General features: G+C 73.9%; 16 protein-coding genes and 1 pseudogene. 3 read left to right on the forward strand and 14 right to left on the reverse strand.

From position 1 onward, the window contains the following. Positions 1-96: 96 nt before the first annotated feature. Complete coding sequence (locus ACWGN5_RS22355) at positions 97-837, forward strand: thioesterase II family protein (protein WP_453517875.1); 741 nt, start codon at positions 97-99, stop codon at positions 835-837. On the opposite strand, the gene ACWGN5_RS22360 is transcribed toward ACWGN5_RS22355, so the two are convergent. Next, positions 834-1,919, reverse strand: coding sequence for a CaiB/BaiF CoA transferase family protein (locus ACWGN5_RS22360; RefSeq protein ID WP_453517878.1), 1,086 nt, complete (start codon positions 1,917-1,919; stop codon positions 834-836). The genes ACWGN5_RS22355 and ACWGN5_RS22360 overlap by 4 nt on opposite strands. Positions 1,920-2,070: 151 nt before the next feature. Here ACWGN5_RS22360 and ACWGN5_RS22365 point away from each other — a divergent pair. Continuing rightward, positions 2,071-2,488: pseudogene (locus ACWGN5_RS22365) on the forward strand (organic hydroperoxide resistance protein). 57 nt (positions 2,489-2,545) lie between these two features. Here ACWGN5_RS22365 and hemL read toward each other — a convergent pair. From hemL to ACWGN5_RS22430, 13 genes are all read right to left on the reverse strand, one after another. Continuing rightward, on the reverse strand, positions 2,546-3,844 hold the full coding sequence (gene hemL, locus ACWGN5_RS22370; RefSeq protein WP_453517881.1) for a glutamate-1-semialdehyde 2,1-aminomutase: 1,299 nt from the start codon (positions 3,842-3,844) through the stop codon (positions 2,546-2,548). Further along, positions 3,841-5,886 carry an acetate--CoA ligase family protein gene (locus tag ACWGN5_RS22375; RefSeq protein ID WP_453517883.1) on the reverse strand — a complete coding sequence of 682 codons (2,046 nt, stop codon included), beginning with the start codon at positions 5,884-5,886 and terminating at the stop codon, positions 3,841-3,843. The genes hemL and ACWGN5_RS22375 overlap by 4 nt, the downstream gene beginning before the upstream one ends. After that, positions 5,883-7,214, reverse strand: a complete 1,332-nt coding sequence (gene hemA, locus ACWGN5_RS22380; protein ID WP_453517885.1) for a glutamyl-tRNA reductase — start codon at positions 7,212-7,214, stop codon at positions 5,883-5,885. Before hemA ends, ACWGN5_RS22375 begins: the two co-directional genes overlap by 4 nt. A 4-nt stretch (positions 7,215-7,218) precedes the next feature. Next, positions 7,219-8,238, reverse strand: coding sequence for a porphobilinogen synthase (gene hemB, locus ACWGN5_RS22385; RefSeq protein WP_453517887.1), 1,020 nt, complete (start codon positions 8,236-8,238; stop codon positions 7,219-7,221). A gap of 100 nt (positions 8,239-8,338) precedes the next feature. Beyond that, complete coding sequence (locus ACWGN5_RS22390) at positions 8,339-9,139, reverse strand: aspartate/glutamate racemase family protein (RefSeq protein ID WP_041131583.1); 801 nt, start codon at positions 9,137-9,139, stop codon at positions 8,339-8,341. Then, a complete protein-coding gene (locus tag ACWGN5_RS22395; RefSeq protein WP_453517889.1) occupies positions 9,108-10,358 on the reverse strand; it encodes an FAD-dependent oxidoreductase in 1,251 nt (416 codons plus the stop codon). The genes ACWGN5_RS22390 and ACWGN5_RS22395 overlap by 32 nt, the downstream gene beginning before the upstream one ends. Continuing rightward, positions 10,355-11,107, reverse strand: coding sequence for a maleate cis-trans isomerase family protein (locus ACWGN5_RS22400; protein WP_453517892.1), 753 nt, complete (start codon positions 11,105-11,107; stop codon positions 10,355-10,357). Before ACWGN5_RS22400 ends, ACWGN5_RS22395 begins: the two co-directional genes overlap by 4 nt. Before the next feature lie 166 nt (positions 11,108-11,273). Next, the gene (locus tag ACWGN5_RS22405; RefSeq protein ID WP_453517895.1) at positions 11,274-11,693 is read right to left on the reverse strand and encodes a tautomerase family protein; all 420 of its coding nucleotides are present in this window, start codon (positions 11,691-11,693) and stop codon (positions 11,274-11,276) included. A 36-nt stretch (positions 11,694-11,729) separates the two neighbouring features. Then, on the reverse strand, positions 11,730-12,287 hold the full coding sequence (locus ACWGN5_RS22410) for a LuxR C-terminal-related transcriptional regulator (protein WP_453517898.1): 558 nt from the start codon (positions 12,285-12,287) through the stop codon (positions 11,730-11,732). Positions 12,288-12,459: 172 nt separating this feature from the next. Next, complete coding sequence (locus ACWGN5_RS22415) at positions 12,460-13,389, reverse strand: DMT family transporter (protein WP_453517901.1); 930 nt, start codon at positions 13,387-13,389, stop codon at positions 12,460-12,462. 203 nt (positions 13,390-13,592) lie between these two features. Next, entirely contained in the window at positions 13,593-14,513 is a 921-nt protein-coding gene (locus ACWGN5_RS22420) for a LysR family transcriptional regulator (protein ID WP_453517903.1), read from the reverse strand. Positions 14,514-14,543: 30 nt separating this feature from the next. After that, entirely contained in the window at positions 14,544-15,461 is a 918-nt protein-coding gene (locus ACWGN5_RS22425; protein WP_453517906.1) for a TIGR03619 family F420-dependent LLM class oxidoreductase, read from the reverse strand. Next, complete coding sequence (locus ACWGN5_RS22430) at positions 15,458-16,738, reverse strand: MFS transporter (RefSeq protein WP_453517908.1); 1,281 nt, start codon at positions 16,736-16,738, stop codon at positions 15,458-15,460. The genes ACWGN5_RS22425 and ACWGN5_RS22430 overlap by 4 nt, the downstream gene beginning before the upstream one ends. Positions 16,739-16,940: 202 nt before the next feature. Here ACWGN5_RS22430 and ACWGN5_RS22435 point away from each other — a divergent pair, with 202 nt between their 5' ends. Next, the gene (locus ACWGN5_RS22435) at positions 16,941-18,575 is read left to right on the forward strand and encodes a glutamate--tRNA ligase (protein ID WP_453517910.1); all 1,635 of its coding nucleotides are present in this window, start codon (positions 16,941-16,943) and stop codon (positions 18,573-18,575) included. The last annotated feature ends 13 nt before the right edge of the window (positions 18,576-18,588 follow it).

Consider the following 18,588-nt stretch of genomic DNA (forward strand, 5'->3'; position numbering starts at 1 on the left):
GGAACCGCCCACCCCCGGGGCGCGTCTCGCGGGGCACCGCCCACATTCCCCGGCCGGAGTCCGGCCGCGCACGTCACCAACGTCCATGGAGTCACCATGCGCCTGTTCGTGTTCCACCACGCCGGTGGTTCGCACCTCATGTACCGCGACCTGGCCGCCCAGTTCCCTGGGGACTGGGAGGTCCACACCCCCGACGCCCCGGGCCGGTTGATGGACGGGCGGGTCCCGCTCGAGCGCATGGACACCCTCGTGGACCACTTCCTCACCGAGCTGGGCGACGGACTCAGCGGCAGGTTCGCGCTGTTCGGCCACAGCATGGGCGCCGCGCTGAGCTACGCGCTGACCCGCCGCCTGCTCGACGAGGGCCGTACCCCGCCCGTCTGGCTGGGCGTGTCGGCGCGCACCGCGCCCCTGCCCGCCGCCGACGGCGAGGAGCCGGGCGCGGTCCCGGTCCCGGAAGGCCCGTCCGACGAGGCCCTGCGCAGGCGGGTCGCCGCCATGGGCGGCACCCCGCAGGGCATTCTGGACGACCCCGATCTGTGGGCCCGGTTCAAGCCGACCATCCACGGGGACCTGTACCTCACCGAGTCGTGGCGGCCGCCGGCCCCCGTGCCGCTCGACGTGCCGATCTCCGCCTTCGCCGGAATCGACGATCCCGTCGTGCCCGTCGAGGCGCTCACCCGGTGGAGCTCGCTGACCCGGCGCTTCCTCGGGCTGCACCAGTTCGACGGTGACCACTTCTACTTCCAGGACGATCCCGGTCCGCTCGCCCGCCGGATCCACGCGGACATACGCCGGGCCACCGCCCTGCAGGCCACCGCCGCCGTGCCGCGCTAGCCGGCGGCCCGGGTCCATTCGACCGGCACCTCGTCCGTGTGCTCGCCCGGGAGCGGGGCGCGGCCCGGGGCGCCGGTCGGGGTGCGGTCGAAGCGGGAGGCGGGGGCCGGCTGGAGGGTGCCGCCGACGTCCACGAAGGCGCCGCGCGCGGCCAGTTGGTGGTGCTCGGCCGCCTCGGCGGCGGTGAGGACGGGGGCCACTCCGGCGTCGACGGCGTCGAAGAGCTTCACCCAGTGCGCGCGGTCCCGGGTGGCGAAGCGGGCGGCGATCCGGGCGCGCAGCTCCGGCCAGGCGGCCGCGTCGGCGCGGTCGGGGAGGTCGTCCTCCTCCGTGAGGCCCAGCTGTTCCAGGAGGTTCTGGTAGAGCCGGGGTTCGATGGCGGCGACGGCGAGGTGCAGGCCGTCGGCGGCCGCGTAGAAGGTGTAGTGCGGGGCGTCGGTGACGGTGTGGTTGCCGGGGACCGCGCGCCACTGGTGGATCAGGGTGGCGATGAGGGCGGCGCCGTCCGCGAGGGCCGTGTCGACGACCTGGCCCCGGCCGGAGCGCTCCCGCTCGTGGAGTGCGGCGAGCAGCCCGTGCACATGGGCGTTGGCGCCGCCGGCGAAGCTGGAGAGGTACGCGGTCGGGGGCGGGACCGGCGCCCCGGTCGCCGGGTCGGTGTCCAGGGCGCCGGTCAGGGCGAGCACCGCGAGGTCGTGGGCGGCGCGTCCGGCCCACTCGCCCTGTCCGCCCCAGCCGCTGAGCCGCCCGTACACCAGGCGCGGGTTGCGGGCGTGGGCGGCGGCGGGGCCGATGCCGAGGCGGTCGGCGACGCCGGGGCGGAAGCCCTCGACGAGGATGTCGGCGTGCTCGGCGAGCGCGAGCGCCCGCTCGATCCCTTCGGGGCTCTTGAGGTCGAGGGCGACGGAACGGCGGCCGCGGGAGAGCGGGTTCTCCGGGGGGCGTCCGTCCCCCACGGCCGCGGGCGCCCTGTCGACGCGTACGACATCGGCTCCGAGACCGGACAGGACGGTGCCGACGAACGCGGTGGGCGCCGAGCCCGCGAATTCCAGTACGCGGACTCCGGTCAGCGGTCCTGCCATGGCCAACTCCCTTGAATTCATGGGCGGGTGATGCCCGTCACGCTATGCGGCGGAGCTCCGGAAAGGACTGCGGAGATCCGTAGCGCCGGGAATTCACCGGCGCCGGAGACTGGGGGAATTCCCCCTTCCGCGCTTTCGAGAGGAATGACGCATGGCCGTCGTCTACACCGCCGAGGTCGCTTCCACCGGAGACGGGCGCAACGGCGCCGTGCGCTCCTCCGACGGGCTCCTCGACCTGCCGCTGTCGAGCCCCAAGGCCGTCGGCGGCTCCGGCACCGCGACCAACCCCGAGCAGCTCTTCGCCGCCGGCTACGCCGCCTGCTTCCACAGTGCGCTCCGGGTCTCCGCGCGCGAGTCCAGGACCGCGCTCACGGACGACACCGTCACCCTTCGAGGTGGCACTGCACAAGGAGGACGGCGGCTTCCACCTGTCCGTGGTCCTCACCGTCGAACTGCCCGGCCTCGACCCCGCGGAGGCGCGGCGGCTCGCCGACGCCGCGCACGGCCGCTGCCCGTACTCGAAGGCGGTCCGGGGGAATGTGGACGTGCGGATCGAGTTCGCCGCGTAGGGATACGAGAAAAGCCCCCGTGGTCGTGGACCGCGGGGGCTTTTCCTCGTGCGCGGATCAGTGTTTCGCCGCCGCCGCGGCCGCCGCCGCGGCCGGGAGTGCCTCGACCACCCGGCTCACGGCCCGGTCGTCGTGCGAGGCCGAGATGAACCAGGCCTCGAAGGGCGAGGGCGGCAGATAGACGCCCTGCCGGAGCAGTTCGTGGAAGAACGGCGTGTAGCGGTACGCCTCGGTGGCGCGGACCCCGTCGAAGTCCACGACCTCGTCCTCGCCGAAGAAGACCGAGAACATGGTGCCGGAGTACTGGACCCGGTGCGCCACACCCTCCTTGGTGAGGGCCGCGGAGACCTCCGCGCCGATCGTGGACGAGACCTGGTCGAGCCGCTCGTACACCTCGGGGGTGCTGTGCCGCAGGGTGGCGAGGCCGGCGGCGGTGGCGACCGGGTTCCCGGAGAGGGTGCCCGCCTGGTAGACGGGGCCCGCCGGGGCGAGGTGGCCCATGACGTCCGCGCGGCCGCCGAAGGCCGCCGCCGGGAAGCCGCCGCCCATGACCTTGCCGAAGGTCAGCAGGTCGGGGGCGACGCCGTCCCGCCCGTACCAGCCGGAGCGACTGGCCCGGAAGCCGGTCATGACCTCGTCGGAGATGAACAGCGCGCCGTGGCGGGCGGTGATCTCCTTGAGGCCGGCGTTGAAGCCGGGCAGCGGGGGGACGGCGCCCATGTTGCCGGGGGCCGCCTCGGTGATGACGGCGGCGATCTCGTCGCCGATCTCGGCGAAGACCTTCTCGACCGCCGCCAGGTCGTTGTACGGCAGGACGATCGTGTCGCTCGCCTGGGCGCCGGTGACGCCCGGGGTGTCGGGCAGCGCGAAGGTCGCGAGGCCGGAGCCGGCGGAGGCGAGCAGGGCGTCCACGTGGCCGTGGTAGCAGCCGGCGAACTTCACGATCTTGCCGCGGCCGGTGAAGCCGCGGGCGAGACGGATCGCCGACATCGTGGCCTCGGTGCCGGAGCTGACCAGGCGGACCTGCTCGACCGGGGCGACCCGGTCGACGATCTCCTCGGCGAGTTCGACCTCCCCGGTGGACGGCGCCCCGAAGGAGGTGCCCCGTTCCAGGGCCCGGGTGACCGCCTCGACGACGGCCGGGTGGCGGTGGCCGAGGATCATCGGGCCCCAGGAGCAGATGAGGTCGACGTACTCGTTGCCGTCGCTGTCGGTGAGGTACGGGCCCTCGGCGGAGGCGATGAAGCGGGGGGTGCCGCCGACGGCCCCGAAGGCGCGGACCGGCGAGTTGACGCCGCCGGGGGTGACCTCGCGGGCGCGCGCGAAGAGGGCCGCGCTGTTCTCCGTACCGCTCATCGGTCCGCCCCTTCGCTGCTGAGCGCCGCGTCCAGGACGACCGCGCCCTTCGTGAGGACCCGCACCGGGTTGAGGTCGAGGGCGAAGCCGGGCGGCCAGTCCTGGACCAGTTCGGCGACCTTGTGGAGGAGTTCGGCGGCGGCTTCGACGTCGACGGCGCCGCGGCCGCGGGTGCCGGCGAGTATCTTCGCGCCGCGCAGGCCGGCGAGGAGTTCGGCGCCCTCGCCGGGGGCGAGCGGCAGGAGCCGGTGGCCGACGTCGTCGAGGACCTCGGTGAAGATGCCGCCGAGACCGGCGGTGAGCACCGGGCCCAGGTCGGTGGAGTGGACGCCGACGATCAACTCGACGCCCTCGTCGACGAGTTCCTCGACGAGCACCTGGCCGCCGAGCGCGGCGAGCCGCCCGTACGCCTCGGGCGCGGTGTCGGCGGTGACGCCGATCTCGACGCCGCCCGCCTCCGTCTTGTGGAGCAGGCCGGGGACGACGGCCTTGAGCACCGCCGTACCGCCGACCTCGGTGACGGCCGCCGCCGCGTCCTCGGCGCTCGCGGCGGTCCTGCCCCGGGGCACGGCGATCCCGGCCTCGGCGAGGAGCGCCTTCAGTTGCGGCTCCGTGGCCTCGGCGCCGGGTCCCGGCACGGTCCCGGGGCGCGGTGCCTCCGGGAGCGTACGGGGACGGCTGACCTCCCAGAGGGCGGCGGCGGCGCGCAGGGCGCGGGCCGGGGTGGGGTACTCGGGGAGGCCGGCCTCGCGCAGGTCGCGGGGGGCGTCGGGGGCGAGGAAGTCGGCGCCGGTGCGGGCGACGAGGATGGGCTTGCCGCCCTTCTGGGCGGCGCGGGAGAGGGCGTTGACGGCCTTCTCGACGTCGGGTCCCGCCATCACGCAGAAGGCGGCGACGATGATGTCGACGGTCTCGTCCGCGATGAGGACGTCGAGGGAGCGGTCGAAGAGGGACGGGTCGCTGAGGACGGTGGCCGTGATGTCGACCGGGTTGTCGATGGCCCCGAAGGCGGGGACGATCTCGGCGAGCGCCTCCTTGCTGCGCGGCTCCAGGGCGCTGAGCTCCAGGCCGTGGGCCTCGACGGCGTCGGCGGCGAGGATGCCGGAGCCGCCGGAGGTGGTGACGACGGCGACGCGGTTGCCGGCGGGGCGCCGCTCGGACTCGAAGACCCGGGCCACGTCGAGGAGTTCGTCGATGTCGTCGACGCGGACGATGCCGAGGCCGCGCAGGGCGGCGTCGAGGACCCGGTCGTCGGTGGCGAGGGCGCCGGTGTGCGAGGCGGCGGCGCGGCCGCCCGCCTCCGTACGGCCGGACTTGAGGAGGGCGACGGGCTTGCCCGAGCCGGCGAGCTCGCGGAGGGTGCCGATGTCCGGGGTGTCCTCCAGGTAGCCGAGGAGGCCGGTGACCTCGGGGACGGTCGCGAGTTCGCGGAGGACTTCGAGGGCGGTGACGTCGGCGTCGTTGCCGGTGCTGACCACCCAGCCGGGGCGCAGGCCGCGCTCCAGGGCGAGGCTGGCGGCGCCGAAGCCGAGGGCGCCGGACTGGCTGACGAAGGCGAGGGTGCCGGGCTCGAAGGGCACGGACTCGGCGCCGAAGAGCGGGCTGAAGGTGGCGAGGACGCGGTTCTCGTAGCCGACGGCTCCGATGCAGTTGGGGCCGATGAGCCGCAGGCCTCCGGCGCGGGCCTTGGCGACGACCTCCGCCTGGAGGCGGGCGCCCTCCTCGCCGGTCTCGGCGAAGCCGGAGGAGGCGATGACGGCGAGCTTGACGCCGGCGGCGACGCAGTCGTCGACGGCGCCGGGGACCCGCTCGGCGGAGACCATGATCAGGGCCAGGTCGACGGGGCCCGGGGCGTCCTTGACGCTGGGGTACGCGGGGACGCCGAGGATCTCCGGGGAGCGCGGGTTGACCGGCAGGACGCGGCCCTTGTAGCCGTACCGGAGGAGGTAGTCGAGCGGCTTGCGGCCCAGGGCGCCGGGGCGCTCGCTGGCCCCGATGACGGCGATGGATTCGGCTTCCCAGAGGGCCGAGATGTCACTCATGCGATGGCCTCGATCTTCTTCTCGTTCGGGTCGTTCGTGTCGCTGTCGTGGGGTGGTTCCGCCGCGGCGAAGAGGCGGGTGAAGGCGGCGATGTGCCGGGCGCCGTCCGGGTCGGCCGCGAGCTCCCGCACGAGGACGGTGGGCTGGTGCAGGGCCTTGTCGACGATGCGGCGGACGCTGCGGCCGATCTCCTGCCGGGCCGCGCCGTCGAGCCCGTCGAGACGGCGGGCGAGCCGGTCGAGCTCGGCCTCGGCCGCCTCGGCGGCGGCGGTGCGCAGGGCGGTGAGGACGGGCTTGGCTCCGGCGAGCCGGAGGCCGGTGCGGAACTGCTCGACCTCGGCGTCGATCAGCTCGTGGGCGGCCTGGACGCTGGCGGCGGAGATCTCGTCCTCCTGGCCCTCCTCCGCGATCCGGCGCAGGTCGACGAAGGTGACGCCGGCCAGTTCCGCCGCCGTGGGGGCGATGTTGTGCGGCAGGGACAGGTCGAGCAGGAACAGCTCGCGGCCGTCCCGGGCGGCGAGCGCCTCCTCGACGTGCCGGGCGGTGACGAGGTGGCCGGTGGCGGCGGTGGCGCCGACGACGACGTCGACCTCGGTGAGCAGCCGGGGCACGTCGTCGAGGTCGTAGCCCACTCCCCCGGTGGTCTCGGCGAGCCGCTGGGCCTTCTCCGGGGTGCGGTTGGCGACGTGCACCCGGTCGAGGCCGGAGCGGCGCAGCGCGGCGACGACGACGCCGGCGAAGGCTCCGGCGCCGATGACGAGGGCGGTCTTGCCGTGCAGGGAGCCGACCCGGCGCTCGAAGAAGCCGAGTCCGGCGGTGGCGAGGGAGCGGCCGGCCTCGTTGAGCCCGGTCTCGTTGCGGGCCCGCTTGCCGACGCGCAGGGCGGTCTGGACGGCCTTGGCGAGGACGCGGCCGGTGCGGTCGAGCCGCTGGGACCGTTCGAGGCCCAGCTTCACCTGGCCGAGGATCTGGTCCTCGCCGACCACGACCGATTCGAGTCCGGAGGCCACGGCGAACAGGTGGCGTACGGCCCGGTCGGAGTGGTGGCTGTAGAGGTGCGGGGCGATCTCCTCGTGGTCGACGCCGGTGTGCTGGGCGAACAGCTCGCCGAGGCCGTCGAGTTCGGGGGTGGCGGCGCGGGTCTCGGCGTAGATCTCCAGGCGGTTGCAAGTGGAGACGACGACGGCGGCGTCGATGCCGTCGACGGAGGTCACGTCGGAGACGAGCTCCTCGGCGGGCCGGTCGGTGCCGGCGAGTCTCTCCAGGAGGTCGAGCGGGGCGCTGGCATGGCTGATGCCGAGGACCAGCACGGTGGAGGACGCGGTCACCGGGTCACCGGTCCAGACTCTGGGCGAACTCGGAGGCCCAGTAGGTGATGATCTGGGTGGCGCCGGCGCGGTGGATGGAGGCGAGGCTCTCCCGGACGACCTGGTCGCGGTCGATCCAGCCCTTGGCGGCGGCCGCCTCGACCATGGAGTACTCGCCGGAGACCTGGTAGGCGGCGACGGGCACCTGTACGTGGTCGGCGATGAGCCGGACGATGTCGAGGTAGGCGAGGGCGGGCTTGACCATGACGAGGTCGGCGCCCTCGGCGACGTCGAGCGAGACCTCCAGGAGGGATTCGCGGATGTTGCCGGGGAACTGCTGGTAGCCCTTGCGGTCTCCGCGCAGGGTGGACTCGACGGCGTCGCGGAAGGGGCCGTAGAAGTGCGAGGCGTACTTGGCGGAGTAGCCGAGGATGGCGACGGACTGGTGTCCCGCCTGGTCGAGGGCCTCGCGGATGCGGCGGACCTGGCCGTCCATCATGCCGCTGGGGGCGACGATCTGGGCGCCGGCCTCGGCCTGGACGACGGCGGCCTGCGCGTACAGCTCGATGCTGGCGTCGTTGTCGACGTCGCCGTTCGCGTCGAGGACGCCGGTGTGGCCGTGGTCGGTGTACTCGTCGAGGTTGATGTCGCCGATGATCACGGTGGAGTCGCCGACCTCGGCGGCGACGTCGCGCAGGGCGACCTGGAGGATGCCGTCGGGGTCGACGGCGCCGGTGCCGGTGGGGTCCTTGTGCTCGGGGATCCCGAAGAGGATGAGCCCGCCGACCCCGTTGGCGACGGCCTCGGCGGCGGCCTTGCGGAGGGTGTCGCGGGTGTGCTGGAAGACGCCCGGCATGGAGGGGATCTCACGCGGTTCGGTGAGGCCCTCGCGGAGGAAGAGGGGCTGCACGAGGTTGGCGGGGCCGACCCGGGTCTCGGCGGCGAAGCGGCGCAGGGCGGGCGTGCGACGGAGCCGGCGCGGGCGGTAGTAGGGGGCGGCGGGGTCGGTGGCCGCGGTGTTGCGGCCGTAGGCGTCGTACGTCATGGGCGTGACTCCCTCGAAGGCGTGACGGCGTGCGGTGCATGACGGTGGGGGTACGGGCGCGGGGCGGGGTGCGGTGCGGTTCCTGCGGACACGGCATCTCCTAGAGCGCCGAGCCCAGGAAGACCTGCTCCAGGTGCTTGGAGACGGGCTCGTCGGGGCGGCTGAACCAGTAGCCGTGGCCGCTGCGCTGGAAGAGCTTCAGCTCGCCGAGCTGGACGAGGGTCTCCGCGAGCTTCACGGCGAGTCCGGCGGGGTCGATCACGGGCAGGCCGTGGAGTTCGTGGATGCCGAGGTGCCAGAGGATCTCGTTGGGGATGCCCTCGGCGGGGATGATGACCTCGGCCCCGGCCTTGGCGGCGCGCAGGGCGGCCGCCGAGTACACCTCGACGAACTCGTCGAAGTCGCCCTCCAGGGAGCGGTGTACGGAGTCCCAGCCGCCGGGCACGACCTCGTAGGAGCTGAGCGAGGACTCCAGGCGGTACTGGCGGATGTTGGCCCTGATGGGCTCCTCCAGGGGCGGCATGAAGCCGAGGACGCCGAAGCGCTGGCCGGTGAGCGCCGAGAGGAAGAAGGCCGTCTCGCCGTAGCCGAGGGTGGGGATGGAGGCGAGGTGGCGGGCGTCGCGCAGGCCGGGGTCCTGGCCGGCGGCGATCACCCAGGCGTCGTAGCCCTCCCGCTCCGCGACGAGCGCGGACTCGGAGAAGTGCCGGCTGAAGAGCACCTGGGCGGAGTGGTGGCCGACGAGGCCGAAGGGGGTGCGGTCGGGATACGTGTCGGCCGGCAGGGTCTTGATGTCGACGGTGGTGCCGGGTGCGGCGATCGCGTCGAGGTGCTCGCGGTACCACTGGTCGAGCAGCGGCAGGCGTCCCTCAACGGTGTGCTTGTGAAACCAGATCCGCATGTGCGTCACCTTTCAGGGGTCGTGGTGCGACGTCGAGAAGTGAGGCCTTGAGCAGGTAGTCGGTGGCCGCGCGGGGGTCCGCGGCGGTGCGCCGCAGGCCGGCGATCCTGGCGAGGAGTTCGGCGGGGCTGTCGAGCCCGGCGGTGCGGGCCTCGCTGCGCGGGAGGACCGCCGTCTCGACGATGGAGCGGCGTCGCGCGAGGGCCGCGTCGAGCGGGGTCTCGTCCCCGGTGCCGCCGTGCAGGACGGTGGCGAGGGCCCGGCCGGTCTCCACGGCGTCGTGGAGGCCGCAGTTCATGTTGAGGCCGCCGGCGGTCGAGGTGAGGTGGGCGGCGTCCCCGGCGAACAGCACCCGGCCGGCCCGGTAGGTCGGCAGCAGGAACCGGGCGAGCCGGTAGGTGTGCGCGTCCGTGACGCGCACGGCCCGTCCTGCGCCGCCCGGAAGGGCCTGGTCGACCCGGGCGCGCACGGCGTCCGGTGCGAGCACCTCGTCGCGGGGCGTGCCGCGCCGGATCCGGAAGATGAGCCGCCAGTGGTCGGGCATCCCGAGCGCGCTGACCGATCCGCGGGGGTCGCGGACGTACGTGAGCGCGGCGAGCCCGGGGACCAGTGCGTCGAGCGGGGCGTCGGTGACGACGCGGAGCGCGTAGTCGGGGTACTCCTCGGCCGCGCCGGGCAGTCCGGCGAGCTCGCGCAGCCGGCCGCGGCTGCCGTCGGCCGCCAGGACGTACGGGTGGTGGCCGACGGTCGTCCGTCCCGCCGCGTCCTCGGTGCGCAGCCGGACCCCGTCGCCGGTCTGCTCGGCGCCGGTGGCGGTGGCCCCGAACCGTACGTCGGCGAGGCCGGTCGCGGTCAGCGCGTCGAGCAGCAGCGGGGTGAGCCGGGCCTGTTCGACGTGGAGCCGGTAGGGGTGGCGGGTGTGTCCGGCGAGCAGTCCGTAGTCCAGTTCGGCGTGGACCCCGCCGTCCAGGTCGCGCCACTGGACGCGGTCGACGGTGCGGCCCTGGACGCGCAGGGCGGCCGCGACGCCGAATTCGTCGAGGAGGTCGAGGGTCGCGGGGTGGAAGGTGGAGGCGCGGGACTCGGTGGCCAGTTCGCTCCTGGACTCCAGGACGGTCACCGGGACGCCGGCGCGGGCGAGGACGAGCGCGGCGGTCAGGCCCACCGGCCCGGCGCCGACGACGGCGACCGGCCCGCGGCGCGCCGTACGGCCGCTCACGACACGGCCACGGCGGCGGATCGCGCGGCGAGCCTGCGGAGCAGCGGGTGCGCGTCGGGGCCTTCGGCCGGGAGGCCGAGGGTGTCGCGGGCCCACCAGGCGCCGGCCAGGTTGGAGGTGAGGAGGGTGCGCCCGTTGTCCCGGCCGAGCTCGGCGAGCGCGTCGAAGGTGAACATGCCGGTGCCGGTGAACAACAGGGTCGCGTCGTCGGGGAGTTCGGCCTCACGGACCTGGGCGACGAGTTCCTCGGTGGTCACGTCGTACGGGGAGAAGCGCGCGCCGGCCCGGATCTTGACGACCCGGTCGACGGTGAGCCCGGCCGACTCCCAGTAGGCGTGGGAGAGTTCGGTGAGCCACGGCTCGTACGGCGAGACGAGGACGAGGCGTTCGGCACCGACGGCCCGCGCGGTGTCGAGGATGGCCAGGGCGGCGGACCGCACGGGCGCTCCGAGACGCTCGGAGAGTTCCGCGCAGAGCGCGCGGTCGCCTTCGGGCGTGAGCAGGTAGTGCGAGCCGGTGCAGGAGACGACGGCGGCGTCGAGCCGCAGGCCGCCGAAATTCCCGAGGACGTCGGGGAGCACGTCGTTGTACTTCTCCAGGCGACCGCGCAGGTCTTTTCCGGGAAGTACCGGAAATCTCGAGGTGTGGACATTGAATGCGGGGCTTACGAGGCTGCCGATCTCGGGTTCGGCGGCGGCGTTCCCGGACGGAACCACCACACCGAGTCGCGGCGCCGATTGCAGAGCCATGAGCGAGTCTCTCCCATCCGTCGGTGCCATTGACATCACCGTACGGGCCGGGTGATCCGTACATCGATACGGGAATCCGCACTCCTGTCTGCGGCTCTGGAAATACGAACGGCGCCGCACCGTGAATACGGTGCGGCGCCGCCGGCCGGAATCAGGAATGCGGAATTCAGCTCGCGCGGGCCGCCTCGGCGACGAGTTCGTCGATCTTCGCGCGGCGGGTGAGTCCGCCGTTCACGGCCCAGTTGCCCTCCGGGATCTCGTTGACGACGAGCCAGACGACGGTGTCGGGGCCGGTCGCCTCGTGCACGTGCCGGGTGACCTCGACGGCCAGTGCCTCGTTCCGCTCCGGGGTGAGGAAGCCCTCCAGGGGCGTGACGACGACCAGGACGCCCGGGGGCCGGCCGGCGCCGGTGGTCGCGAGCCCCTTGGCGGCCTCGCGGACGTACACCCAGGTCGCGGCGGCGAAGAACTCGGTGTGCGGCAGCTCCATGGCCGTCAGCACGGAGTCGGCGACCTGCTGCTGCAGGACCTCCGCGGCGGGCTCGGACAGGCTGCCCTCGGGAACGGTTATCTCGACCAGAGGCATGGTGACTCCCGGTTCGGTAGGTGTCAGGGGTGTGGATCAGCAGGCCAGGGCGGCTTCGAAGCGGTCGATGGCAGCGGCCAGCTGGGCGCGCCTGCGGATGTCGAGCTTCCGGTAGATCCGGGTGATGTGCAGTTCCACGGCCCGGGTGGAGACCGTGAAGGACTCGGCGATCTGCTTGTTGGTCAGGCCGTCGAGCATCATCGTGGCGATGCGCCGCTCGTGGGCGGTCAACTCCTCGCGGGCGCCCGGCGGGGCGGTCGGCTCCTCGCGCGCGCCCGGAGGGGCGGGAGGCGTGAGGGAGGCCGGCACGCCCCCGCGTATTCGCTCGTGGGTCCCGGCTCCGCCGGTGGACCGTTCGAGGCCGGCAAGCACCACGTGTCCCATGACGGCGTTCCACTCCCGGACCCGTAGTTCGCCGACGACCTGCGCCTGTGCGTACGGGTCGGCGTACAGGACCCTTAAGAGCGTGCGGCGGTCGGGTGCCTCGCAGACCAATAATTCCCCGGTGCCGTCCCGCCATGGTCCGCCGCCGAGCAGGATGCCGCGTGCGGCCATTCTTTTCCAGTAGGCCCGGTGCGCCTCTCCGAAACTCAACCGGCCCGTCTCATTGCCACGGAAAACGAGTTCGACCACAAAAGCCACTGACGACTCCCCCATTAAGGCCGGGTGTTTCCACTTGTGACGCTACCATCCACCGCCCGCCCATTGAATGAACACAATGTTGCGGACGGCGGCCCGGCATTTCATGGGTTCCGACGGGGCTCGGCTAATCGGCCGCCGCGGGTGTCGGTACGGGGGCGGCCCCGGGAGCCGGTTCGGGCGCCGGGCGGGGCTTGCGGCGCAGCAGTCCGGTGGCGGCGAGCACGGCCACGGCGCCCAGCCACACGGTCCAGCCGAGCGGTTCGCGCAGCACGACGGCGCCGAGCACCACGGCCACCGCGGTCATGAGGTAGGTGACGGTGGAGGCCACCGTGGGCCCGTCCTTGATGATCAGTTCGAAGTTGAGCAGCGCGGCGAAGCCGGTGCAGACCACGCCGAGGACGAGGACCGAGATCACCGAGTCGGCGCGCCAGGTCACGGTCTGGAGGCCCAGGAACGGGAAGGCGGCGAGGAGCAGCACGGTCGCCACGCTGAGCTGTCCGCCGGCCAGCATCAGCGGCGGAATGCCCCTGCCCACGAGGAACTTGCCCATGTAGGCGAAGCTGGCGCCGAAGCTGATCGAGCCGAGGACGAAGCAGAGGATGCTCCAACCGCTGCCCGCGGAGGCCGAGTTCCAGGGGGAGGCGATGAGCGCGGTGCCGCCGAGGCCGAGCAGCACTCCGCCGGCCTTGAAGCCGGAGACCCGCTTCTCCTGGCCGAGGAGGAGCGCGGCGGCCAGGGTCCAGATCGGCGCGCTGCCGTTGACGACGGCGGCGACGCTGCTGGAGCCCTCGATCTCGCCTTCGGCGTACAGGGTCCAGGGGACGGCGTTGCCGAGGAGCGCGGCCACCGTCAGATGCCCCCAGGTGGCGGGCTCCTTGGGCAGCCTGAGCCCCTTCGCGTAGCCGATGGCGAGGATGACGACGGCACCGAGGGCGAGCCGGATGAGCACCATCTGCACGGGCGAGAAGCCGTATCCGGCGATCTTGATCCACAGGAAGACGGAGCCCCAGATGAGGCTCAGCGCGGCCAGCCGCGCGTAGGTGGCTTTGGACATGGGTGTTCCCGCTCCAGGAGAGGACAAGGGGAGAAGAAGGGGACGCGCGGACGGGTCCGCGGTACGGGAACGAGCCTCGCAGCGGCTGCCGGACGGGTCCAGCAACGGCTCGTGGACGGTACCTTCCACGAGCCGTGGCGAATCGCGTTCCGCCTGGTCAGGAGGCGACGTTCCCCCTGCTCGGGCGGCGGCGTCCCCCTTGGTCAGGCGGCGACGGCCGCCCGGGCCACGGTGTGGAGCGCGTCCAGGACGGCGGCGATCTCCGGGGAGGTCTGGCTGCCCTCCCGTACGGCCGCGAAGACCGTACGGGACGGGGCCTGCTCGCTGAACGCGCGGATCGTCACCTCGGGCCGCGGCGCCGGCTTGGCCATCCGCGGGACGAGCGCGACCCCGAGGCCGAGCCGCACCGCCGCGAGGGTGGCATCCCAGTCGCCGATGGCGTGGGAGGCCTGCGGGGTGAACCCGGCGGCGGTACAGGCGGCGACGCCGATGTCGTGACACATGCCGGTCGTCGCGAAGATCCAGGTCTCCTCGGCGAGGTCGGCGAGGAGCAGCCGGGGGTTGTCGAGGAGCCGGTGGCCCTCCGGCAGGGCGATGTCGAAGGGGTCGTCGCAGAGCACGACCCGGTGGAAGCGCGGGTCCTCGCCGGCCGCCCCCGCGGTGTCCGCGGAGATGACGACGTCCGTCTCCCCGCGGTGGAGCAGCGAGAAGCTCTCGGGCGGGTCGATCTCGGCGAGCGAGGTCCGCAGCAGCGGCCGGGTCTCCCGCAGCCGGGCCACGGCGGGCAGGATCAGCGCCGACAGGGTGGTGGAGAAGCCGGCCACCGCGACCTCGCCGCGCTCGCCGCTCTCGTGCGCGGCGAGCTCGGCGCGCATCTGCTCGACCTGGGTGAACACGGCGTCGGCGTGCCGGAGCACGATCCGCGCGGCGCCGGTGAGGCGCAGCCGGCGCCCGGACGGTTCGGTGAGCTGGACGCCCAACTCCCGTCCCAGGGCGCTGATCTGCTGGGACACGGCCTGCGGGGTGAGGTGGAGGGCCTGGGCGGCCGCGCTGACGGTGCCGCGCTCGCTGAGCTCCCTGAGCACGCGCAGCTTCCGCAGGTCCAGATCGGCCACGTCCCGCACTCCCTCCCCGTGAGGCCCCTCACCGTTTCGTCATCGTACGCAGCCGGCGTCCACGTCGATGACCTCCTTGACCAGTGTCTCCAGGACGTCGAGGTCCCGCGCGGTGCGGCCCGCCTCCCGCCGGTCGCCCGGGTAGGTGGGGTCGAGGACGACGGCGCCCGCGCCCAGGTCCTGGAGGAGTCCGAGGTCGTCGGCGATCTGCGCCAGGGTGCCCTCGCCGAGCAGCCTGCCGGGGCCCAGCGGCCGTGGGGTGACCCGCAGTTTGATCCGGGGACAGAGCTCGGGCACGGGGAGTTCCTGCTCCTCGGCGACCTGGCGGAGCGTGGGCAGTCCCACGCCGAGGAGCCAGTCGCCGGAGACGGAGGTGGGGTGCCAGGCGTCGCCGAGGCGGACGGCCCGGCGCAGCGCCCCGTAGCTGTGGCCGCCGACCCAGACGGGCGGTCCGGGCCGCTGCACGGGCAGCGGCCCGGTGTGGACCTCGCGGAAGGAGACGTGGGCGCCGTCGAAGGAGGCGACCTCGTCGGCCCAGCAGGCCTTGATCGCGGCGAGGTACTCGTCGCTGATGGCACCGCGCCTGCGGTAGGGCACGTCGAGGACGGCGAACTCCCGGGCGGCCCAGCCGGCGGCCGCGCCGAACACGAGACGGCCGTTGCTGAACCGGTCGATGTTGGCGGCGACGCGGGCGGTGTGCACGGGATGCCGGTACGGAAGGATCGTCACGGTCGTGCCGAGCCCCACCGTCCTGGTGACCCCGGCGAGCCAGGCGAGGGTCGCGAAGGGGTCGTAGAACGGGGCGGGGAAGAGGTGCTGGACGTCCGGGGTGAGCGCCACGTGGTCGGAGACCATGGCGTAGTGGTAGCCCATCGCCTCGACCCGCAGCGCCCAGTCGGCGAGGGCGTCGGGTGTGGCTTCGGGCCCGTAGTTCGGCAGATTGACGCCGAATTTCATGAGGCGTTCCTTTCGGGGGCCTCGGCCGCGGCTCCGGCCCCGTTCCTTTCGGGGGCCTCGGCCGCGGCTCCGGCCCCGTTCCTTTCGGGGGCCTCGGCCGCGGCTCCGGCCCCGTGTGCGGTGTCCGGGAGGTCGGGCCCGGTGGTGCGCCGGGCCACGGTGACGTGGAAGAGGACTCCCGCGAGCGCGGCCCCGGCGGCGAGGAGCGGGAGCAGGCGGGCGTCGAGCCCGTGGGCGAGGGCGAGGCCGCCGAGCGCGGAGCCGGCGGCGCCGCCGAGGTAGGTGGCGGAGCTGTTGAGGCCGACGGCGGCCGCGCCGCCGTCCTGGGCGAGGAGCCGGTGCTGCTGCGGGACGACGAAGGCCCAGCCGACCGCGCCCCAGACGAGCAGGGGCAGCAGGACGAGGCCGGGTACGGCGCCGGTCCACGGCAGCAGCGCCAGGGCGGCGCCGAGGACGCCGAGGAGCGTGACGGCGAGGCGGGCGGGCTGCCCGGTGCGGTCGACGAGGGTCCCGGCGAGGAAGCTGCCGCAGACGCCGCCGATGCCCCAGACCCACAGGTACGGCACGGCGCTGTCCACGTCGGCGACGCGGTGCAGGACGGGTTCGAGGTAGGTGTAGAGCCCGAGGCTGGCGACGGTCTGGGTGAAGGTGACGGCGACGACGACGGCGACCCGGGGCCGGGCGAGGGCGCCGAACCGGTCGCGCAGCGAGGGCGCCGCCGCTCCGCGTACGGGCGGCAGGGCCGTCGCGACGCCGAGCAGCGCGGCGAGGCCGAGCGCGGTGATCAGCCAGAGGGCCGCCCGCCAGCCGGAGCCGGCCGCGACGAGCAGCCCGAGCGGCACGCCGAGCACGGTGCCCGCGCTCATCCCGCCGAGGACCAGGCCGAGGGCGCGCCCGCGGCGCTCGGGCGGGACGAGCGCGACGGCGGCGGTGGCGGCGGCCGGGGTGAAGAGGCCCGCTCCGGCGCCGGCGAGGGCCCGGGTGCCGAGCAGTTCGGCGTACGAACCGGCGAGCGCCGTCCCGGAGTTGGCGAGGACGAAGACGACCAGGGCGGCGACGAGGACGGTTCGGGTGCCCCAGCGGGCGAGGACGGCCGAGAAGAGGGGCGCGGCCAGGGCGTAGCAGAGGGTGAAGGCGGTGACGGACTGGCCGGCGAGGGAGACGGAGACGCCCAGGTCGGCGCCCATGTCCGGGAGCAGTCCTGCCATGGCGTAGGCGTCGGTCCCCATGGCGAAGGACCCGAGTGCGAGCAGGGCCACCGCGCGCGTGCCGCCCATCACACCCCCCTTGTGGTCGTCGTACGGAACGGTCCTCGGGACGCTACTGACCCCTGGCGCCCCTGGGGGTCCACAAGGCCGAAGAGGGTTCGGGGTTCCGCAGCCTCGCGCCCTCGGGGCCCTCGAATCGGCCGGTCACCGGCCTACCGTGGATCTCTCCAGGAAGCCCAGGCTCTCCAGGAACCCCAGGAGGGAGTCCACCGTGCTCGACCTGTCCGTCATCAACGCGATGTTCCCGCCCGACCTCCCGGAACCGGCCGACTGGGAGCGGCGGTTCGGGCCGCGCGCCCTGCCGGACGGCGCCGAGGTCACGCGCTTCGCCCCGAGCCCCACCGGACACCTGCACATCGGGGGCCTCTACACGGCGGCGGTGGCCCGGGCGCTCGCCCGTCAGTCCGGCGGGGTGCACCTGCTGCGCGTCGAGGACACCGACCGCTCCCGCCAGGTCGCGGGAGCCGCCGAGGAGTTCTCCCGGCTGCTCGGGGCCTTCGGGCTCGCCCCGGACGAGGGCGGCGTCGCCGGGGACGGGGCCTGGGGTCCGTACCTCCAGTCGGAGCGCCGGGAGATCTACCTCAGCCAGGTGCGCGAGCTCCTGCGGAGCGACCGCGCGTACCCCTGCTTCTGCGGCAAGGAGCTGCTCGCCCGGAGCGCGGAGGAGCAGCGCGCGGGCCGCTCGCCCCTCGGCTACTACGGGCGCTGGGCGCCGTGCCGGACGCTCGCACCGGAGGAGGCGGCGCGGCGGCTCGCGGCGGGCGAACCGTATGTGGTGCGGTTCCGCTGCCCGTACGAGTTCCCCGGCCGGGTGCGGTTCACGGACCGCATCCGGGGCTCCGTCACGATGCAGGACAACGGCAACGACATCGTTCTCCTGAAGTCCTCGCAGGAGGAACTGCCGCTGCCCACCTACCACTTCGCGCACGTCGTGGACGACCACCTGATGCGGGTGACGCTCGTGGTGCGCGGCGAGGAGTGGCTGTCCTCGGCCCCGGTCCATCTGCAGCTGCACGCGGCGCTGGGCTTCGAGCCGCCCGCGTACGCGCACCTCGCCCCGCTGATGAAGGCGGAGGGGCCCTCGCGCCGCAAGCTGAGCAAGCGCAAGGACCCCGAGGCGTCGGTGGACTACTACCTGTCGGCCGGCTATCCCCCGGCGGCCGTCCAGCACTATCTGCGGGGCCTCGCCAACGTCCGGCTCATGGACGTCCCCACCGCCGAGGCGCTCGCCGCCGACGTCCGGCTCGACGGCATGCGCCCCTCGGGTCCCCTGCTCGACCTGCCCAAACTGCACTCGTTGAGCCGGGAGTTCATCGCCTCGCTCACCCCGGGCGAGCTGTACGCGCAGCTCCTCGCCTGGGCGGAGGAGTACGACCCCGAGCTCGGCTCCGTCCTCGCGCGCCACGAGGGGCTCGCCCTGGCGGCCGTGGCCACGGGCCGGCCGGAGGGCGCGCCGGCCCGCAAGGACCTGGAGCGCTGGTCGTGCTTCCGCGACCGGTACGGCTTCTTCTTCGCGGAGCTCTTCGGCCGGGCACCGGCACCGGGGGACGACCGCTACGGCGGCCTGCCCGAGCTCCGCGTACGGGAGATCGCGGCCGCGTTCGCCGTCGTCGCCCCGGAGGACTGGTACGCGGAGCTCGGGGAGATCGCCGGGCGCCACGGCCACGCTCCGGACACGGCCTCCTGGCGCCGGGAGCCGGACCGCTGGGCGGGCCCGCCGAGGGCCGTCGCGAACGTGGTCCGGGTCGCGCTCACGGGAGCCACCCGCAGCCCGGACCTCGTGGCCGTGGCCCGCGCCCTGGGCCGGGACGAGGTGGTGCGCCGCCTCACCGCCGTGGCGGGGTGAGGCGGCGGGACCC

The organism is Streptomyces sp. NPDC055815, from assembly GCF_053616475.1.

What these genes read in the sequence shown, in the direction of transcription:
- ACWGN5_RS22355 (WP_453517875.1), top strand. Translation starts at nt 97, where the DNA reads ATGCGCCTGTTCGTGTTCCACCACGCCGGTGGTTCGCACCTCATGTAC.
- ACWGN5_RS22360 (WP_453517878.1), bottom strand. Translation starts at nt 1,919, where the DNA reads ATGGCAGGACCGCTGACCGGAGTCCGCGTACTGGAATTCGCGGGCTCG.
- hemL (WP_453517881.1), bottom strand. Translation starts at nt 3,844, where the DNA reads ATGAGCGGTACGGAGAACAGCGCGGCCCTCTTCGCGCGCGCCCGCGAG.
- ACWGN5_RS22375 (WP_453517883.1), bottom strand. Translation starts at nt 5,886, where the DNA reads ATGAGTGACATCTCGGCCCTCTGGGAAGCCGAATCCATCGCCGTCATC.
- hemB (WP_453517887.1), bottom strand. Translation starts at nt 8,238, where the DNA reads ATGACGTACGACGCCTACGGCCGCAACACCGCGGCCACCGACCCCGCC.
- ACWGN5_RS22390 (WP_041131583.1), bottom strand. Translation starts at nt 9,139, where the DNA reads ATGCGGATCTGGTTTCACAAGCACACCGTTGAGGGACGCCTGCCGCTG.
- ACWGN5_RS22400 (WP_453517892.1), bottom strand. Translation starts at nt 11,107, where the DNA reads ATGGCTCTGCAATCGGCGCCGCGACTCGGTGTGGTGGTTCCGTCCGGG.
- ACWGN5_RS22405 (WP_453517895.1), bottom strand. Translation starts at nt 11,693, where the DNA reads ATGCCTCTGGTCGAGATAACCGTTCCCGAGGGCAGCCTGTCCGAGCCC.
- ACWGN5_RS22415 (WP_453517901.1), bottom strand. Translation starts at nt 13,389, where the DNA reads ATGTCCAAAGCCACCTACGCGCGGCTGGCCGCGCTGAGCCTCATCTGG.
- ACWGN5_RS22425 (WP_453517906.1), bottom strand. Translation starts at nt 15,461, where the DNA reads ATGAAATTCGGCGTCAATCTGCCGAACTACGGGCCCGAAGCCACACCC.
- ACWGN5_RS22430 (WP_453517908.1), bottom strand. Translation starts at nt 16,738, where the DNA reads ATGGGCGGCACGCGCGCGGTGGCCCTGCTCGCACTCGGGTCCTTCGCC.